The organism is Paenibacillus sp. J45TS6 (assembly GCF_018403285.1).
Classification (GTDB): domain Bacteria; phylum Bacillota; class Bacilli; order Paenibacillales; family Paenibacillaceae; genus Paenibacillus.
The window spans coordinates 441,482-459,698 of record NZ_BOSJ01000002.1; the positions used below are offsets into that span (position 1 = coordinate 441,482).

Genomic DNA, 18,217 nt, shown 5'->3' on the forward strand with positions numbered 1-18,217 from the left:
ATTAGTCCGCAGTCCCCTTCTTTTTCAAAGTGTACAGAATATATAACAAAACAAACCATAGAGGAGTTAATAGTAATGCCGGACGTGTTTCATCCGCAAACAGCATAATAACGAGAATAAATGCAAAGAGTGCTAAGACAACATAATTCACAAAAGGTGTGAACGGTGCTTTAAACTTTGATTTTGCATGTAACTCAGGCTGTGTTTTCTTATATTTGATATGACATATGAGAAGTACACCCCAGACCCAAATAAAACAGATGGCGCTAATTGTGGTGACGACCCCAAAAGCTTGTTCTGGAATCAGCTTGCTAAGCAAAGCTCCCACAGATAGGACAAGCGTTGATACCAATAATCCGTTTCTGGGTACATGATGTTTATTTAGTTTAGAGAAAAAGGAAGGTGCCTGCTTATTGCCTCCTAAACTATATAAGATTCGGCTGGTTGAGAACATCCCGCTATTACAAGCAGAAGCAGCGGAAGTTAATACAACAAAGTTAATCACTCCTGCGGCAATGGGAATCCCAACTAAACTAAATGTTTTAACAAAAGGGCTTTCGGCTGCGCTAAGCTCTGTCCAAGGACTAATGCATAATAGGGCAATAATCGCACCAACGTAGAAAAACAAAATTCGTAAAGGTATTTTATTAATGGCCGATGGAATATTTTTTTCTGGATTCGATGTTTCCGCAGCCGATACACCGACTAGCTCCACGCCGACAAAGGCAAACACAACCATTTGAAACGAAAGTAAGAACCCAGATATTCCGTGTGGAAAAATTCCGCCATGCTCCCAAATATTTTTTACCGTAACCATTCCTGTATCTGTTTTAAATCCAATCACGAGCAAGATAACGCCAATCCCAATTAAAGCAAGAATGGTGACTACCTTAATGAGTGCAAACCAAAATTCGAGTTCCCCAAAGTTCTTCACCGTTAACAGATTGAGCCCTAATAAGATAATTAAGCAGATCATTTCGGGTACCCACTGGGGAATATCAAACCAGTATTGTACATACACCCCAACCGCAATCACATCCGCCATAGCGGTCATGATCCAGCAGAACCAATAAGTCCATCCTGTTACAAATGCTGCCCGCGGACCAAGATAATCTTCGGCAATATCCGTAAAAGACTGATAACCCGCTTTAGATAACAGCAGTTCTCCCAGTGCTCTCATTACAAAAAAAATGGCGATACCTATGATTAGATAAGCAATGATGATGGAGGGGCCTGCCAGTTGTATCGCTTTACCAGATCCTAAAAATAATCCAGTACCAATCGTTCCGCCGATCGCGATGAGCTGTACATGGCGATTCTCTAAACCCCTCTGTAACTCTTGTTGTGCCATACGTATCTCTCCCTTACCGTCCTAAAGATTCTTTACATCCAACTGAAAATAAAAATGAAAATAAAAAAAGAGATCGGATATTCTCCAATCTCTCAAGGTCATTAAAAGTAATAAATAAGCTTTGTTACTATACATAAATATGTATAACAAATAAGTTATTTAGTACTCTTCTGTCCTTTTGCCTGAGATTGTGAACCCTTCGGCGCCATGAACGATTTCATGGTCTCTCCAGAAGCTGCTCCTGCTATAGTGTGATCCATAGCAATCATAGCCTGCTAGTTATTCAATTTTTTAAGTGTGTTCACTCTTTTAAATATGTTCCCAATATTAATCACAGTAAAATACTTTGTCAATGACATTCACACAACTGTAAAACCCGTACATCGATCGTTATTGTCCGGTTTTCGGTTCTCCCTACGAATCTCAGTACCTCATCAACAAAAAAAGGAGGCAAGAGATTCTATCTCTTGCCTCCTTCTCCATAAAGAACTACACCGCTTTTAAATGCCAAACTAAGCTTTGGAAGTCCCCTTTTATCTCAACGGGAATATGCAAACCAGCATACATTAATTCATCCCCGCCGAATACTTCACCATCTCCAGCTAGTGCATACTGTTTCGCAGGATCGATTCCTTTTAGTCTTAAGAAGGTGCTAGGTGCAGCTGCCTCATCTAAAACACGGAAATAGAATACAATGGCTTCTGACTTATCTTTATTCGTGAACAGCCAAGACGTAATATTACCTTCAAAAGGACTTTCCAGTCGATAGAAGTCTCCAAATTGAATTAATCCACGGATTTCTTTGTAATTGGAAACTTGCTCTTTGACAATCTCCTTCTCCTCATCCGTCATTTGAGTCAAATCAAGCTCATACCCCAAATTACCGGATATAGCTACATCTCCTCGCATTTTCAGGGAAGTGATTCGGTGCACTTGATGATTGGGAACAGCCGAAACATGAGCCCCCATTGAAATAATCGGATATACAAGACTTGTACCGTATTGAATTTTCAGTCTGGATATCGCGTCTGTATTATCGGAAGTCCACGTCTGCGGCATATAATACAGGATTCCTGGATCAAATCTTCCACCGCCGCCGGAGCAGCTTTCAAATAAGATGTTCGGGAAGGAAGACGTGATGGCATCCATTACTTTATATAGACCCAGCATATAACGGTGTGCAGTCTCTCTTTGCCGATCTGCCGGAAGAAGAGCCGAACCAATTTCCGTCATGTGTCGGTTCATATCCCATTTCACATACGAAATGGGAGCACTCGCCAAGATGTCGCAAACCCGTTTCGTAATTTCTTCACACACATCATCTCTCGAAAAATCGAGTACAAGCTGTCTGCGGCTTTCCGAACGGCTACGATTAGGTACATGAAGACACCAATCAGGGTGATCACGATACAGGTCGCTGTCAACAGAGATCATCTCCGGTTCAAACCACAGCCCAAACTGCATACCTATATTGTTTACACTCTCTGCAAGATGATCAAGACCTTCAGGGAGCTTATTGCGATCAACAAACCAGTCTCCCAGCGAGGTAGTATCATCATCGCGCTTGCCAAACCAGCCGTCATCAAGAACGAATAATTCAATCCCTAAGTCTTGTCCTACTTTAGCAATATCCATAATCTTCTCTGCATTGAAATCAAAATAAGTAGCTTCCCAGTTATTGACTAATATCGGACGTTCTTTGTCCCGGTAAGTACCCCTAACTAGACGGGTACGATATAACTCATGGAATGTTCGAGACATTCCGCCAAGCCCTTCGGATGAATACACCATAACAACCTCAGGAGTTTGGAAGCTATCGCCGTTCTCCAGTTTCCAACTAAAATCAAATGGATTAATCCCCATCGTTACACGCGTATTTCTAAATTGATCCACCTCAGCCTGAGCTAGAAAGTTCCCGCTATAGACAAAGTTAAATCCATATACTTCTCCATGATCTTCAGTTGCATCTTTTCTGAGAAGCGCCATAAACGGATTATGTTGATGACTGCTTGCCCCTCTTGTACTTTCCACAGACTGGATTCCATGACGCAGCGGCTGACGTGCAATATGTCTTTCTTTTACGTGAGCGCCATGCAGGTGTAAAAAGTCGAATTCGGCATCTCGAAAATCAACGGATGAGCTTAGTGCACTGAGTAATTTGATAGAATGAGCTCCTTCATTCACAAAACGGACAGACCGAGTTATCACATTGAATTGTTCAAAGACGGTATAAGTTAAAAACACCTTCAGACCAATCAACGAATCCTCCATGAGGATCTCAAGAGTTTCTGCCTCATCCTCTTGTTCAACATAGGTGGAAGGAAGCCCCTCTAGCGGCGCTTTTCCTTTACTAATTTTATGATCAACATACCGTAAGTCTGTAATGGTTGAGCCATTACCCAGTTGAACTTGGTAAGCAGGCTTTCTAAAATCTGTATTCCCATACTGCGGATATTCCTGCGGCAATGTATCCAGAGAAAACGTACGATCATGTCTATGATCATAAGGATTTCCCGAGAATCCCCGGTCTACATATTGAATAGCATTAGAATGCCGGTAGTCGCTAACACCTCTGCCCCAGTAATAATGTGCAAGGTATCCATCACGTAATACACCCATTACATAGCTGGTATCTTTAGCCCTCAAATGGAAGGTCTTATTTTCAGAATTATAATGAATTCCCATTGTAATAAAACAACTCCTATTTCAATTTGATTGCTCCTTTATAACCGTGCCTATAATAGGTCAATTGATCTTTCTAGCGTGTTTTTGGTTTAACACTATCTCGAATGACCAACTCCGCAGGAAGGATTACCTTTAGTGGAATGGTTCTTCCTTTTAAACGATCATAAAGAAGTTTCACTGCTGTTTTTCCCATTTCATCACCGTACACTTTTACGGTGGATAACGGAGGATTCATATACGCCGCAGCTTCGATATCGTCATAACTAAATATAGATACATCTTCAGGAACCCTGATATCTGCTTCATGGAGCGCCCGAAGCACTCCCACTGCTGTAGGATCACTTCCGACAACAATCGCACTTGGCAGATCATTCATTTCAATTAGCTGTTTCGTTAACGTATATCCGCTCGCTGTACTCCACTCACCGATCAGGACTTTCTCCGGATTATATAATCCTTTTTCCTTCATCGCTTTTTCAAAAGTACTCTGTCTGGTATCTTCTTTATCGCTCGTCTTAAACTTGCTGACGCCAAAAATTTCTCCTTTTCCGCCGATATAAGCAATATCGGTATGCCCAAGTTCGAGTAAGTAAGAAATAACGAGCTCTGTAGCGCCTTCAAAATCAGAGATCACAACATCCACGTTTGTATCTTTTGGTAAATAGTCAACAGCGATTATATGGTTGTTATGAGCATAAACTTCTTTTAAATCCGCGATATCTACATCTCCGATGACAATTAATCCATCTAACCCGCTTACACTATCAGCTGTGATTTGACTTTTCCCAACGATCATCGTGGAAACGATACGCAAGGGATACTGATTACAGGCATCTTCTGCCCCAAGTCGAATGGACTGAAAATAGGGATCAATCGTTTCATCATTCAACATAATGACGCCAATGTTGTAGGCTTCTTCCTGTTTTTTCACCTTCACACTCTTTTTTCGTAACGGTTTATAATCTAACTCATCAACGATAGCCAAAACCCTTTTTCTCGTTTCATCAGATACGGAAAGGGACGGATCGTTATTCAATATTCTTGAAACGGTAGCAGTAGAAACTTGGGAATGTCTTGCTATATCTTTAATAGTTACCATGGTATCACCTATACTTTTTAAGTTAATTTTACTTAAATATCATACCATGAATATTAACGTAAGAGACTAGGAAAGACTTACTTCACCCAGTTTCGCCCTCTTCTCTCCAGACAGCGTAAATATAGATACAAGAGTAAAGACGAGTGCAACCGTACCTAAGAGCAGGTAAGCGCTTTTAAACCCGACAGTATCGTACATATTACCAGCGATGGTGGATAAGAAGATGGCTCCTACTTGCTTTGAAAACTGGAAGCCAATCAAATAAATGGTTGCCGATAATCTCATATCAAAATTAGCTGAAATGTATTTAAATACACCCACAAGTAAAATAGGCACTTCTGCGGCATGCATTAATTTTAATAGACTGATCGCAACAGGGCCGTCTGCAATACTGGAACCCAGTATTCTGAATGACATAATAAATCCAGCATAGATTAGTGCTTGTTTTGCACCAAACTTATTGATGATAAATGGTGCGAGAACCATGACGATCGCTTCAAGGAATACTTGGAGAGTGACAAGGTTTCCAAACACCTCCGTACCCTGACCTTCTGATGAGAAGAAGTGGGTAAAGTAGACTGGAAATTGCTGATCATATACATCATAAATACAGCCAACACCAAGGACATAGATTACAAAAAACCAGAACTTCTTGTTTTTAAAGAGAGAAACCGTTGATACTTTAGGTGCTGAGGGCTGATTCTCGTTATAGAGCGCTTCAGAATTGTTTCCGCCCATTTTTGCAAAGCTTAATACGAGCGCTAATAAAATCGCTGCAATGGAACAAATCCAAAAAATAATATTTGGATTAGTGGCAAATAAATGACCGGTTACAAAGGTACTAATTGCAGCACCGATATTACCAAACACTCTGACGCGACCATACTCAAAATTATTTACATGGCTGACTTTTTCAATGTATGCTTCGATTACTCCTACCCCGCCATTAAAAATAGCACCAAGGTAAGCGCCTCCAACGATGGCAGCAAGAATGATATTGGTTTTAAGTAAAGCAGGGAAGAGATAGACGAAGAAAGGACCAATCAAAACTAACAGTCCTACGAAAACCCATAATAAATTTTTCTTTAGTCCCAATCGATCTGAAATAATTCCAAAAAACGGTTGATAGCAAATGGCTGCGATGGAGATTGCAGAAAAGACAATTCCTGTACTTGTAGAGCTTAATCCCCCTACTTGTGACAACCACAAAGATAAAAACATATTACATGCAGCCCAAACAAAGAAATACAGTAAAAAGAAACATCCAAATAGCCAATAGTTCTTATTAAGCGTCTTCATTTCAATCCTTCTTTCATCTTTTTTCAAGAAAGCAGTAAAACGATTACATAAAGCGATTACATAAATAACTAGTTATCTTAATGTTGTTTTAGTAAATTTAGTGTATCAAAAAAGTTGTAAAACTACAATAGAAGACTTTTTTTATTCATAATCTCTAAAAAAAGCGGATATTTTATGATTTATCTTATATTATCTCAGTAAAATTAGTTAATATATCAATCTGTTTTACTAAAACAAGGTGTGAAGCAAGCTAAGCTAAATACTTTTAAATTATAAATAGAGATATAAAAAAGGCCTATGTTTGCACCCTACCTCTTCCATTAGGTGCACACAAAAGCCTTATCATACCTTATCTTACCTATATTATTTATTCACAAAATTTTACCGACACAGAAAAACTATTTTCCGGGATAATAGTCAATGGACATTTCCATATACTCATCATTATTAAAGAAGGTGTTTTTTATTAGTTCTTTTAAATCTAAAATTTGTATTCTGTCTGTTGTTTTAATCATATTCTTTATTGCAGCACTAGGTAAATGGCTTTTAAACAAGGATGCTACATCCTATTCAACATGGCTTTGGGATACTTCTGTTATAGAGACGGATATGGAGCGTACGGTGGAGTCCATTCATAACATGAACATTGATTCTGTTTATTTACAGTACTCTTCAAAGGTCAGCAACGAAACCTATAGAAACTTTATTTCTTCATTGCAAAAAGAAGGGGTAGATGTATATGCATTAGATGGTGCACCTGACTGGGGTATTACAGACCATGAAAGTAAAGATCAGTTTCTGGATTGGTTTCATAACTACCAAGCAGATGCGCCTCTTCATGAGCAATTTAAAGGTATACATCTGGATATCGAGCCTTACTTGTTAGAAAACTGGGAAGCAAACCAGGAGGAAATCATCTACCAGTTTCAAACCCTCCTCTTGCAACTAAAGAATTTCGCTGAAAATAGGAACACAAGCTTAGGAGTGGATATCCCTTTTTGGTTTGATGAGATACCCTTTGATAATAAATACGGACAAGGTTACCTATCACAGTGGCTGATACAAAATACAGATGAAACTACGATCATGGCATATCGAAATTTTGCAGAAGGCAAAAACGGGATTATCGACATCAGCACACAGGAAGTGGACTGGGCCGAGCAAGAAAATAAGAAAATAACAATTGCCCTTGAAACTGAAAAAACTCCTGAAGAACATATCTCGTTTTATAATAAAAATAAACACACCCTTGATTCCGAGATTAAACATGTACAGGACCATTACAAGGGCCGTATAGCGGGAATCGCTATTCATTCCTTCGAGAGTATGAAAAAGCGATCGCAATAAATCCCTAACCTACGTATCTGAGGAATATAAAAAAATGGTGTCTAAAAGAAAGAACAACTCCTTCTTAAGACACCATTTTTATACTCTGATTCTTATGACATGTAACTCTCAAAAAAGCCCCGTGATAAACTATATTTACTAACGGATTGCTGCTTAACATCACATCTTCCTAGGATGTCACTAAGCCACCGATATAAAAATTTATTATATTTCACTTCTAGAACTTTTGTGTCGAAATCAAATAGCGGATACAGAATCGTATCTGGGTTAAAAAAATCTAAATCAATCTCATTGCTGCGGATCTCTGAATCGAGCGTGATCCGAATATCATTGGTCGGATGTATAAATGCTTTTCTTCGATATTCAATGATAACTGCAGGACGATAATGATCAATTTTCATAATATTATAAATAGTATTCGCTGCCTTACTATTATATTTTAATAAAACATCGTAATCACATTCTATTAATCTTTGGGCATCTTCGCGATCAATAACGACACTATCTTTTCTTTGCGCTGTGCCAAATTTCCGTTTAATCTCTAACTTTACCTTTGGATGATTCACATCATACGTTCTTATTCTAATTTTTTTGCGATTTTCTATTCCATCTACTCGTTCATAGAAATCCTTATGATAAGGGGTATCAAAATATAAAGAACGAATGAGGTATCCAAAAGCTTTATTGTTTTTATCGGGGATAAGAACATCATTCAACACGCTTGATAACTCAGCATACTGAAAAGAATTGATCACATACTTCATTTCTTTTCTTGATACATTCAAAGTTGTTTCACTCATTAGTAAGAAATCCTTTCGTTCCCTTATTCCATTGAAACACGCTCCATATTTCCCCACTTGTGCTTTCCTTTTCGTGTACCCACAAAAGCACCAATTCGAAATAGGGAACACATTTGTCTATAACCGATACATTCAAATACCGATACAGCAAGAAGTTTAAATACAGCTTTTAGAGACAGAGAATCACTAAATAAATAATGACAGAAAATAATTGAAATCCAGGATGCGACAATATTAAACACCATATAAAAAATCAAAAAGAAAATAAGGAATTCCAGATTAATCATATGAAAGAAAAAGGATAAAGTAACCGTCAATATCCCGAGAATCTCTAATATAGGGGTTATATACTCGAATAAAACGAAATACGGATAAGAAATCATACCCACCGTTCCATACATCGGACGAAAGAACATAAAGGAGTGAGAAAAGAGCGCTTGTCCCATGCCTATATGCCAGCGTCTCCTTTGCGATTTCAGCACTGATATTTTCTCAGGGACTTGCGTCCAACAGATCGCATCGGGTACATATTCAATATGATAAGGGAGGTTATTTTTTCGATAATAACAGTGCAGCTTTACAATCAAATCCATATCTTCGCCCATTACATCTGTGGTATATCCCCCCACTTTGATTACTGCTTTTTTATTATATAGACCGAATGCTCCAGAAATAATTAAATTTGAATTCAGTCCATTCATTGCTACACGTGACATCAGAAACACACGGAAGTATTCAATCATTTGGAACATAACAAGCCATTTTTTGGGTGGATCAATCTTTACAATTCTACCATCTTTAATCGTGGCCTGATTTGCAACTTTAATATTACCTCCAACTGCAACGACATCATCACTTTCCAGGAATGGTACCACAATTTTCTCCAAAGAATCGTACTGTAAGATAGAATCAGCATCCATACATATAAACAGAGGATATCTACTTACATTAATTCCGGTATTAAGAGCATCGCTCTTTCCCCCATTTTGTTTATCTACAAGTACAAGTCGCTTTCCTTCAACATCACCTTCGTAAATACGATTGATATCTTTGCAGTCTATTTGTTTATGAATAGGGCGTTTCACTTCTTTTAACTCAAAGTGGTCCAGCACTTTTTGCATGGTGGAGTCTTTCGAGCCATCATTAACAATGATAATCTCAACTTTTGGATACCTTAAGTGTAATAAAGAGGTGATAGAACTTATAATCGTTACCTCCTCATTGTAGGCAGGAACAATAATAGAAATAGGGATATAATTCTCCCTATTATTAAGCTCTGAGTAACCCATATGGCTTTTCTTTATAAAAAAGTCATCAAGATGAAAGGAAGCCACCATGGTATTTAAAAACACATAAGTCGCATATAGAAACATATAGACCAAGAAAAAGAAATTAATGAACAAGATGATTTGTTTTAAATCCATTACTTCTCTCCTCCTTTTCCACGTTCTCGATCTGGAAGCAGGCTAATTTAACTTGATCATTATCAGAGTTGATTAGACCTTTGGAATAGAGAGTGTAAATCATGATATCTCTAGCAAAAGTGTCCTTTTCAGAAATGACTTTTCTGATGGAACTATCCTTATTAAAAATGTTCTCTTCTTCCAAGTGAAAGAGGGTAAAAGCACAATTGTACCGCACGAACCAATTCGCATCTTTTATATATTCATTGAGTAATGTAATCGTTTCTTCACATGGATATAAACCAATAGCCCTAGCACACACGGCTCTAATTTCGTAGTGTTTACTTTTGAATTTTTCAACAATAAATGGGTATGCCTCTTGTTTATGAACGACTCCAAAATACCGGATTCCAGCAATGATTATTTCTTTATCACTAGATGCCTCAATGAATTGTAGAATCTCATCAGCATATTCACTGATTCTACGGTTTGTAAAATGGTCCAAGATACCCCGCTTTATTTTTGGGCAGAATTCGGCCATATGACTAGCTAAAGATTTATTTAACTCTTGCATATCCCCACAAAAACTACCCATAAAATCGACAATCACTTTATTATTAAAATACAATTTCCCTTTTGAGATTCTGCGATATGCCTCAATAATGGCATCCACATTTCCTGTATTTCTAAGGACTCGGAGTGCATTATTCCTCACATATAGCGAAGGATCATCTAGACTTTCTAGTGCGAATTTGGTAACCTCTTCCGAATTCATATAATATTCAGCACACAAATATAAGACATAGCTCTTTCGATACTTATTGTGCACGATGCGATTGTTATTTAACATTTGGAAATCAATAATAAGAGCGACCAACTGATGCAGCTTCTCAGTTAAACCATCCTGTTTCACTCTGGCAAAATAAATAGAATTAAATGCCTGAAGGCCTGCCTTGGTTTGAACCTTTTTCCGCAGATCTACCATTTCATTTTCTGAAATGATAGATCCACTTTGTGATTCTAAATACTTGTCAACAATCGGCTGCATTTCAATTTCCAATTGGCTGACTTTTCTATGGTCCATTCCTTGTTTCACTTTTGAAAAAACAAGATATAAAATAACAAGAAGTAAAATAACCAAGAAAAAAATAATAGAGAAGTATATCAGATCCATATTCGTCCTTTCTTAAGAGTCTTCTACATTTTCAAAATAGGCTTGAAGCACTTCATAAGATTTTTTAGTTCTTTCCTGATAGTGAATGTCATTATTTTTTAAACGTATATAGCTAGGAGAAGTAACTTTCGTTATTTGCCCATCGCTCTCCGTTACAACCTGTACCCCGATTTGATCTATTTTTACTTTGGCATTGATTCCATCCTTATAAAAATCTCCTAATGCTGTCCCACCAATCGGGTCAATCACATTAATTAACAGCCACGGAATTCGAAGTTCTATCACATCTTCTTTTACATAAAAATCGGCTAGTGAATTATATTGATCAGAATCATAATCTGAGTTTCCAAATACAAGTGTGCCTGTTTCCATATATTTCGGCGGTACTTTCTCCATCGTTCCGTCATTCTGAAATACATTCCGTGTTAATAGATAGATTGGATCAAATATATCTGTATTTTCGTTAGGGATCGTTGTCATTTTATCCACGATATTAGAGTAGTACTTATAACGAAAATCAAAAATATTGTACCGAGAATGAACCTGAATATCTGAATCGTTTTTCCCTTGTATTCTTGCAACGAAATCAGCATTCATATCAAACATCCCATCATATCCTTCATAGTTCTCAGTACCCATCGATGGGTTAACATCAATAGCTATACGCAGATGATCCTTCGTAAAATGAAATTTGTCCTTTTGAATCATCAGATATAAATAGCTGGAGTCATATTTGGCGTACAATTGTCCATTTTCATTATCGTATAGTAAGTTTTCTTTACTCCAATCCGTGGTGATCCCATCCACTTTAACAGCCTGCTCATCGCTTGGAACAAACTGCATAATTCCAAAATGTTGTTCACTCGATTGTACGTCTAACCAATTTTCTGTATTATCTATGTTTTTTATATGACGTGTATTCCAGGTTCTGCTTCGCTGCCACTCATCCTGCCAATTATATACAATGGCCCCAGCATATTGATTTTGATAAATATCATCGAGCAACTCTGTTAAATACTCGCCCTGTTCCTCTTCGGTCACTCCTCCACGACTGTAATGATTATATTCATCTTCTTTGGACATGGCCCTAGAAGTAGATAATCCAATACTCGTAATTACAATCGGTTTCTGGTGAATGCTTTTTAATTGTTGTAAATAACCTTCAAAGGATCCTTCCTTTTCTGAGGGGAGAGAATTTTCTAAGCTAATGTTTAGAAAGTCGGTATCGTTTGGTGATGCCTGATAACTAGCAAAAATTCCAGTATGAAAATCATTTGTTACCTTGAGTTTCTCAATATTTAATTCCGTATTACGAAACACACTGGATTGTGCCGAATGTATAATAGGGTCAAGCTCAGTGGTGTTTAAGAAGGAAACCAATCGCTGCTGATTATATTTTTCAGTTTCATATTGGACCGTATAATCGAGTGCCTCAGCCATTATATATTCAAACCCATTTAGAGAATCGGCCGTAACATATCTCCCCGCATAAGTTGTATGCTCTTGATCCCTTTTATTCATAATTTTTATTAACGTAGGGTCCCACGAGTTACCGATAACGTAGCCTAATACATAAGGAGAAACATCATTTGCATACCATTTACTTGTAAAAATATCTTTATTCCACATCATCTTTCTGCCATGGACAACATCAATGGTATTTTTAATATTTGCTCGTAACTGTTTCGATATTTCTTCACTCGTTTGTTTATATTCACCATCAATTACATCTTCATCTATAGGAATATCATGAATGATATATATAGGATTTTGATTATTCTTATTAAATTCGTAAACTGCATTATACAAAGCGGGTGACTGAATAGAAGGAATTCGAATGGTGTTGACATTCATCTTGCTGATTTGATCTAGCCAAGCACTCATTTTCTCTTCCAGTTCGTCTGAACTTAGTTGCTCTTTATTAGGTAGACTGTCACTTAAAGATATCCCTTTTATTAAAAAGGCACTCCATTTTTCACCATTATAATGTTCAATCTGATCTTCCCCGACCCTTACTGCATAATGAACACCATTTTCTTCAGTCGAGTTTTTAAAAGCACTCTTTTTAAAATGCAAACCACCTGAAAAAAACAAATATATCAATAACATGATGATCAATATCATACTAGAGACAATTAGCATAAATTTACGCAAGTTACATCAATCCCTTACAAATCACTCTCGTTCATTCTGTATAAGATAGCTGTATTTTGATCAATCCAGCTTGCCCGTTTCGCAATATAGTCTTTCATTTGTTGAATCTCTTTTTCATACTCTTCTGCTTGCGAAGTAGTACCGTTCCATTTCGCATGATTTCGCTGGATCGCATCTCCCAGTTCTTCAACCGCACGATCTATCAAATCATATAAGTATTCTTCTGATAATACATTCTTTCGAAGGAACTGATATCTTTCTATATACGTATCAACAAAATAAGGATCCTTAAAAAGCTGATCAAACCAAGTGGTGTTGAACATTTTAAATCCTTCTGCACTAGAATATGGGGAATTTTGAGGTAAACCGAGGATCAAATCAAAATCCCAAACCGGTCCTGCATGTAGACGACCACCTATATCTCTGTAAAAATATGTACTTACATCACCACCATCCACATTATTAAAAAAGTCGTTAATGATCGCATAATCTACAAAGGACTTCACATCAATGTATTTTCGATATCCGCTTCTTTTGTTAGTAAAGTCACGAGAATACAAGGTCAATTCAAAATCATTAATATAGTCATCTATGATTTGTTTTTGGTTGTCCGTAATTCGTGCCTTGCCAGGATACACATACGTAAGTCTACTTCTTTTCTTGACTGTACCATCTGCACTTACAATTTGGTCTGTTAAGACACTACTCCATAAACTGTCTATAACAGGCTCTCCTACTTTAATCTTGTCCCTAGCAATGATAAAGCTCGTGTCTGTGTAACGCTCATCGGTTTTTGTTATATTCACCCGATCAGAACTACGTGTGATTTTCTCCATCAGCATATATACACCACGGTAGCTTACATCGTTGATCTCATTTGTTTGATCATCAAGGATGTACACTTCAACAAACCGTGTTTCGGGTGCAAATGCCATGATTTCACCCGAAACTTGGTAAGCTAAATGATTTCGAATCAGGGAACTGTCTGCGGAAACCCCATTTAATACCCACTCATTATCTTTGGGCATATTTAATAGGGATACATCTTTTTCTCCCCCGGTCTCATTCATAAATTTTAGAGAGAACTGTTTTTTGGGATTAATGCGTGAAGATTGTCCTCTGATACCAATCTCCACCTTTTCTTTCATTGCTGGTTTTGTTTGCGGATCCATACAGGTGGTTCCATCAGAATTAACATCATATAAGGCGAAATCCACATTATACCTATCCGTCTTTTCATTGATTGAAGAATCCGATATGGTTTCAATATTTTGACCATCGGTATCAATAATAACAACCGGTAAATTGTGATCTCCTTCACATGAATGTACATCAGGATTTGAGGTTGCCTTTTTCTCGGAATTTTCGTTTCCATATTCAGAAGTGTAGGTCAATCGAGGAATTGCAACAATAAAACTAGCAATCAATAATATGACCATAATGAACAACAACGTTTTTCTTCCATTATTTCTTTTGTTCATATGTCATACACCTATTCTAGTGTTTCTCCATTTTGAGAAACGACGTTAATTGAAATAACACCTTTAATCTTTTTCATATATTCATATTCCTTTGTTGAAGCATTGCCTTTTAGCTTGATTTGATAAACAAGTTCAACAAATTGGTCATTTACCGTTTCTGAACGTAATTTATAACCTCTGCACACTTTAAACATATGCGCTCTTATATTTTCTAAAGATTCGTCTATATTTTCAGAGCGGATAATAATTAAATAACGTTCATCACTTCCAATACCATAGTTAAAAACAAAGCATACTAAGGAGATGATAACTGTCCCGATAATAGTAATCGCTAAACTGCCTGAACCTGCTCCTAATCCGATAGCAATGGTCCAGAAGATATACGCTGTATCACGTGGATCTTTAACCGCCGTACGAAAACGAACAATAGAAAGCGCCCCGACCATCCCTAAGGATAGAGCGATATTTCCGCCAATAATGCTCATAATTACGGTTGTAATTAATGTTAGCATAATGAGAGAAATATTAAATTTCTTACTATACAGAATGCTTCCATAAGTGAACCGATATGTAATAAATACGATTAAACTCAGTGCTAATGCGACTAACGTATTCCCGAGTAGCTGCGTAGTCGTAACATCAGCGGTACTACCATACAAAAGTTCATATAACGCATCTTTCATCAATCACAACTCCAAACAATAAAAATTAATTAACAATAGACCGGTGTAAACTACCAATCCTTTATAACTAGTAGTTAAGATAGCATCATCAATAAATGTCGTCAAGAATAGAGAATGCAAATGAAAAACGATGTGAAATTCGATGTAAAATATACACAAAAATACTGCTGATATCCTTATATCAGCAGTATTTTTACTGGTTGAGATTATTGAAAATTGTCTGGGTAAATCAATTTCATATATCGTTCCGATTAAAGCAACAAAAAGTATGATGAAATTAATTTAGATTTGTATCTATTTTCTTAATTACTTTTGCCGGCACTCCTGCAACAACCGTGTTTTTGGGCACATCCTTAGTAACAACGGCTCCCGCGGCAACCACAGCATTGTCCCCAATCGTTACCCCGGGTAATATCGTTGCGCTCGACCCAATCCATACATTTTCTCCAATCACAACAGGAGAAGGATACGTTCCATTTCTTGTTTCTATAGATAATCCATGATTCAGGGTAGCAATGGTGACGTTCATACCGATCAGTGAACCATCCCCTATTCTAATCCCGCCTCGATCTTGAAACGAACATCCCGTGTTAAAAAACACGTTTTTTCCAATGGTGATATTTTTGCCGAAGTCTGTATAAAACGGTGGAAAACACGTAAAAGATGAATCTACTTCCGTACCTGTCAGTTCACGAAAAATCTCTACAATTTCTTCTTTCGAGTGGTAGGACGTATTCAACTTCATGGTTACCCTTTGGGCTTCGTAGCTGCACTCTATTAATAGCCCATGCAATTCTTTATCGCTGGCTAAAATGGGTTTGCCTTCCTTACAAAATTCGATGAAAGCTTTCATATCCATAGCTGAACCCACCTGACCTTTATTATACTTCTTGTTTTGTTGGACGAATAATCATATCACTAACCGATACTCTCTCCGGTGTATCAATAACATAAGCGACTGCTTGCGCAATATCCTCTGCAGATAGACCCCATTCCTTTTGGGCTTTATGTAACTCTTCTCCCACTTTTTTATCGCTTATTGTCTTGTAAAGCTCTGTCTCGACGGCTCCTGGTGAAATAATGGTCGATTTGATATTGTTTTCCCGTTGCTCTTGTCGTAGTCCTTCCATAATTGCTCTTACAGCAAATTTCGTACCGCAGTATACGGCAGAATCCGGATAGACAACATGGCCAGCTACTGAATCAGTTGAGATAATATGTCCTGATCCTTGTTCAACCATTCGAGGCAGGGCAGCGGCAATTCCATTTAGTACGCCCATTACATTGATATCGAGCATCTTTTTCCACTCATCACGTTTTGTCTCAATTAGTGGTGCCGTCGGCATGATCCCTGCATTATTAAAAAGCACATCGATTCTGCCAAATTCGGTAAGGGCTAAATCAATAACCTGCTGTACGTCATCATAATTTGAGACATCCGCTTTTTTATAGACAATGGATGCATCAGGAAGAGATTCTTTGATTCTCTTTAGATTTTCCTCTCTACGTGCTGCTAATACTAATTTAGCGCCTTTATTCGCCAATATTTTTGCGGTTGCTTCTCCAATCCCACTAGACGCCCCCATGATAATAATCACCTTGTCTTGTATAGCCATCTATAATTCCTCCCTCATCCATTTAACCGTTTTCAATAAAATCATAGGATGATAGGAACTAAATATCCAATGCCTATATAAAATAAACTCTTATGCTTTTTAGGCATACCAACAGAGAAACAAAGGATTACTCTCACAATATTTGACATAAGCGTATGGGCAGCGTTATTGTTGTGGAATATACAACTTTATAAAAGTAAGTGTATTTTAAGATTTCGAATAAAGTGGATATCATTTATGTTGAGAGATAAGGCATCTTTTTTTATGAAAACCTTATTTCTACAAAAGGAGACGACAACGATGAGAAAACTGGAAGGAAAAATCGCCATCATTACAGGAGCAGCCGGTGGTATTGGTAAAGGAATAGCAACTGCCTATGTTAAAGAAGGAGCAACCGTAGCCATTATCGATTTGAATGCGGAAGCTGGGGAGCTAACAATTAAAGAATTGCAAGAATATGCTCCTGAATCTATCTTTATTGAAGCGAATCTAACAGAACATGATAAATTAGCTGATATCGTTAAAATGATAGCTGAAAAATTCGGAAAAATTGATATCTTAGTCAATAATGCACACGCCTCCCGAATGAATTCGATTGCAGATACAACACAGCAAGATTTCGATTTATCTTTTGGAACCGGTTTCTACCCAACATTCTACTTGATGCAAGCCGCACTTCCTTATTTAAAAGAAACAAAAGGCAATATCATCAACTTTGCTTCCGGTGCTGGTATTAATGGGGACGTTAATCAAGTGTCATACGCAGTTGCAAAAGAAGCCATTCGTGCAGCTACTCGCGTAGCGGCAAATGAATTTGGTCCATTCGGTATCAATGTGAACATCATTGCACCGATCGCAAAATCGCCTGGATTGATTGAGTGGGCAGAAGAGAACCCTGAGTACTATCAAGGCATGCTTGCTAAGATCCCGATGAGAAGACTTGGCGAACTCGAAAATGATATCGGACGAGTAGCGGTATTCTTGGCAAGTGAGGATTCTGCTTATATTACAGGTCAGACTATTATGGTCGATGGCGGATCTATTAAATTACGTTAATTATCATCGGTGGCGGATCCTCTGCCCAATAATATGTGAAAAGACAGTCCTCAAACGTAATGAGGGCTG

At 37.6% G+C, this 18,217-nt stretch carries 14 protein-coding genes and 1 riboswitch; of the genes, 2 read left to right on the forward strand and 12 right to left on the reverse strand.

All coding sequences use genetic code 11. The annotated features are described in order from the left end of the window. Position 1: 1 nt before the first annotated feature. The 4 genes from KJS58_RS04655 to KJS58_RS04670 form a co-directional block, all read right to left on the reverse strand. A complete protein-coding gene (locus tag KJS58_RS04655) occupies positions 2 to 1,351 on the reverse strand; it encodes an amino acid permease (RefSeq protein WP_213530884.1) in 1,350 nt (449 codons plus the stop codon). Between the two features lie 160 nt (positions 1,352 to 1,511). Beyond that, a riboswitch (glycine riboswitch) is annotated at positions 1,512 to 1,593 on the reverse strand. 247 nt (positions 1,594 to 1,840) lie between these two features. Further along, the gene (locus KJS58_RS04660; protein ID WP_213530886.1) at positions 1,841 to 4,036 is read right to left on the reverse strand and encodes an alpha-galactosidase; all 2,196 of its coding nucleotides are present in this window, start codon (positions 4,034 to 4,036) and stop codon (positions 1,841 to 1,843) included. A 73-nt stretch (positions 4,037 to 4,109) separates the two neighbouring features. Further along, the gene (locus KJS58_RS04665; RefSeq protein ID WP_213530888.1) at positions 4,110 to 5,135 is read right to left on the reverse strand and encodes a LacI family DNA-binding transcriptional regulator; all 1,026 of its coding nucleotides are present in this window, start codon (positions 5,133 to 5,135) and stop codon (positions 4,110 to 4,112) included. A 66-nt stretch (positions 5,136 to 5,201) separates the two neighbouring features. Next, positions 5,202 to 6,434, reverse strand: a complete 1,233-nt coding sequence (locus tag KJS58_RS04670; RefSeq protein WP_213530890.1) for an MFS transporter — start codon at positions 6,432 to 6,434, stop codon at positions 5,202 to 5,204. Between the two features lie 456 nt (positions 6,435 to 6,890). Here KJS58_RS04670 and KJS58_RS04675 point away from each other — a divergent pair, with 456 nt between their 5' ends. Beyond that, positions 6,891 to 7,781 (forward strand): hypothetical protein, encoded by an 891-nt coding sequence (locus KJS58_RS04675; protein WP_213530892.1) that lies wholly within the window; start codon positions 6,891 to 6,893, stop codon positions 7,779 to 7,781. Positions 7,782 to 7,873: 92 nt separating this feature from the next. Here KJS58_RS04675 and KJS58_RS04680 read toward each other — a convergent pair whose 3' ends face one another. The 8 genes from KJS58_RS04680 to KJS58_RS04715 form a co-directional block, all read right to left on the reverse strand. After that, positions 7,874 to 8,581 (reverse strand): polyphosphate polymerase domain-containing protein, encoded by a 708-nt coding sequence (locus tag KJS58_RS04680; protein WP_213530894.1) that lies wholly within the window; start codon positions 8,579 to 8,581, stop codon positions 7,874 to 7,876. Between the two features lie 23 nt (positions 8,582 to 8,604). Next, positions 8,605 to 10,005, reverse strand: a complete 1,401-nt coding sequence (locus KJS58_RS04685) for a glycosyltransferase family 2 protein (protein ID WP_213530896.1) — start codon at positions 10,003 to 10,005, stop codon at positions 8,605 to 8,607. Beyond that, a complete protein-coding gene (locus KJS58_RS04690; protein ID WP_213530898.1) occupies positions 9,974 to 11,158 on the reverse strand; it encodes a HEAT repeat domain-containing protein in 1,185 nt (394 codons plus the stop codon). The genes KJS58_RS04685 and KJS58_RS04690 overlap by 32 nt, the downstream gene beginning before the upstream one ends. A 12-nt stretch (positions 11,159 to 11,170) precedes the next feature. Further along, the gene (locus KJS58_RS04695; protein WP_213530900.1) at positions 11,171 to 13,234 is read right to left on the reverse strand and encodes a hypothetical protein; all 2,064 of its coding nucleotides are present in this window, start codon (positions 13,232 to 13,234) and stop codon (positions 11,171 to 11,173) included. Between the two features lie 92 nt (positions 13,235 to 13,326). After that, a complete protein-coding gene (locus tag KJS58_RS04700) occupies positions 13,327 to 14,793 on the reverse strand; it encodes a CotH kinase family protein (RefSeq protein WP_213530902.1) in 1,467 nt (488 codons plus the stop codon). Between the two features lie 11 nt (positions 14,794 to 14,804). Then, the gene (locus tag KJS58_RS04705) at positions 14,805 to 15,476 is read right to left on the reverse strand and encodes a DUF4956 domain-containing protein (protein WP_213530904.1); all 672 of its coding nucleotides are present in this window, start codon (positions 15,474 to 15,476) and stop codon (positions 14,805 to 14,807) included. Positions 15,477 to 15,753: 277 nt separating this feature from the next. After that, positions 15,754 to 16,335, reverse strand: a complete 582-nt coding sequence (locus tag KJS58_RS04710) for a DapH/DapD/GlmU-related protein (protein WP_213530906.1) — start codon at positions 16,333 to 16,335, stop codon at positions 15,754 to 15,756. A 22-nt stretch (positions 16,336 to 16,357) separates the two neighbouring features. Beyond that, positions 16,358 to 17,092 carry an SDR family oxidoreductase gene (locus KJS58_RS04715; protein ID WP_213530908.1) on the reverse strand — a complete coding sequence of 245 codons (735 nt, stop codon included), beginning with the start codon at positions 17,090 to 17,092 and terminating at the stop codon, positions 16,358 to 16,360. 300 nt (positions 17,093 to 17,392) lie between these two features. On the opposite strand from KJS58_RS04715, the gene KJS58_RS04720 reads away from it, so the two are divergent. Then, complete coding sequence (locus tag KJS58_RS04720; RefSeq protein ID WP_213530910.1) at positions 17,393 to 18,148, forward strand: SDR family NAD(P)-dependent oxidoreductase; 756 nt, start codon at positions 17,393 to 17,395, stop codon at positions 18,146 to 18,148. Positions 18,149 to 18,217 lie beyond the last annotated feature (69 nt).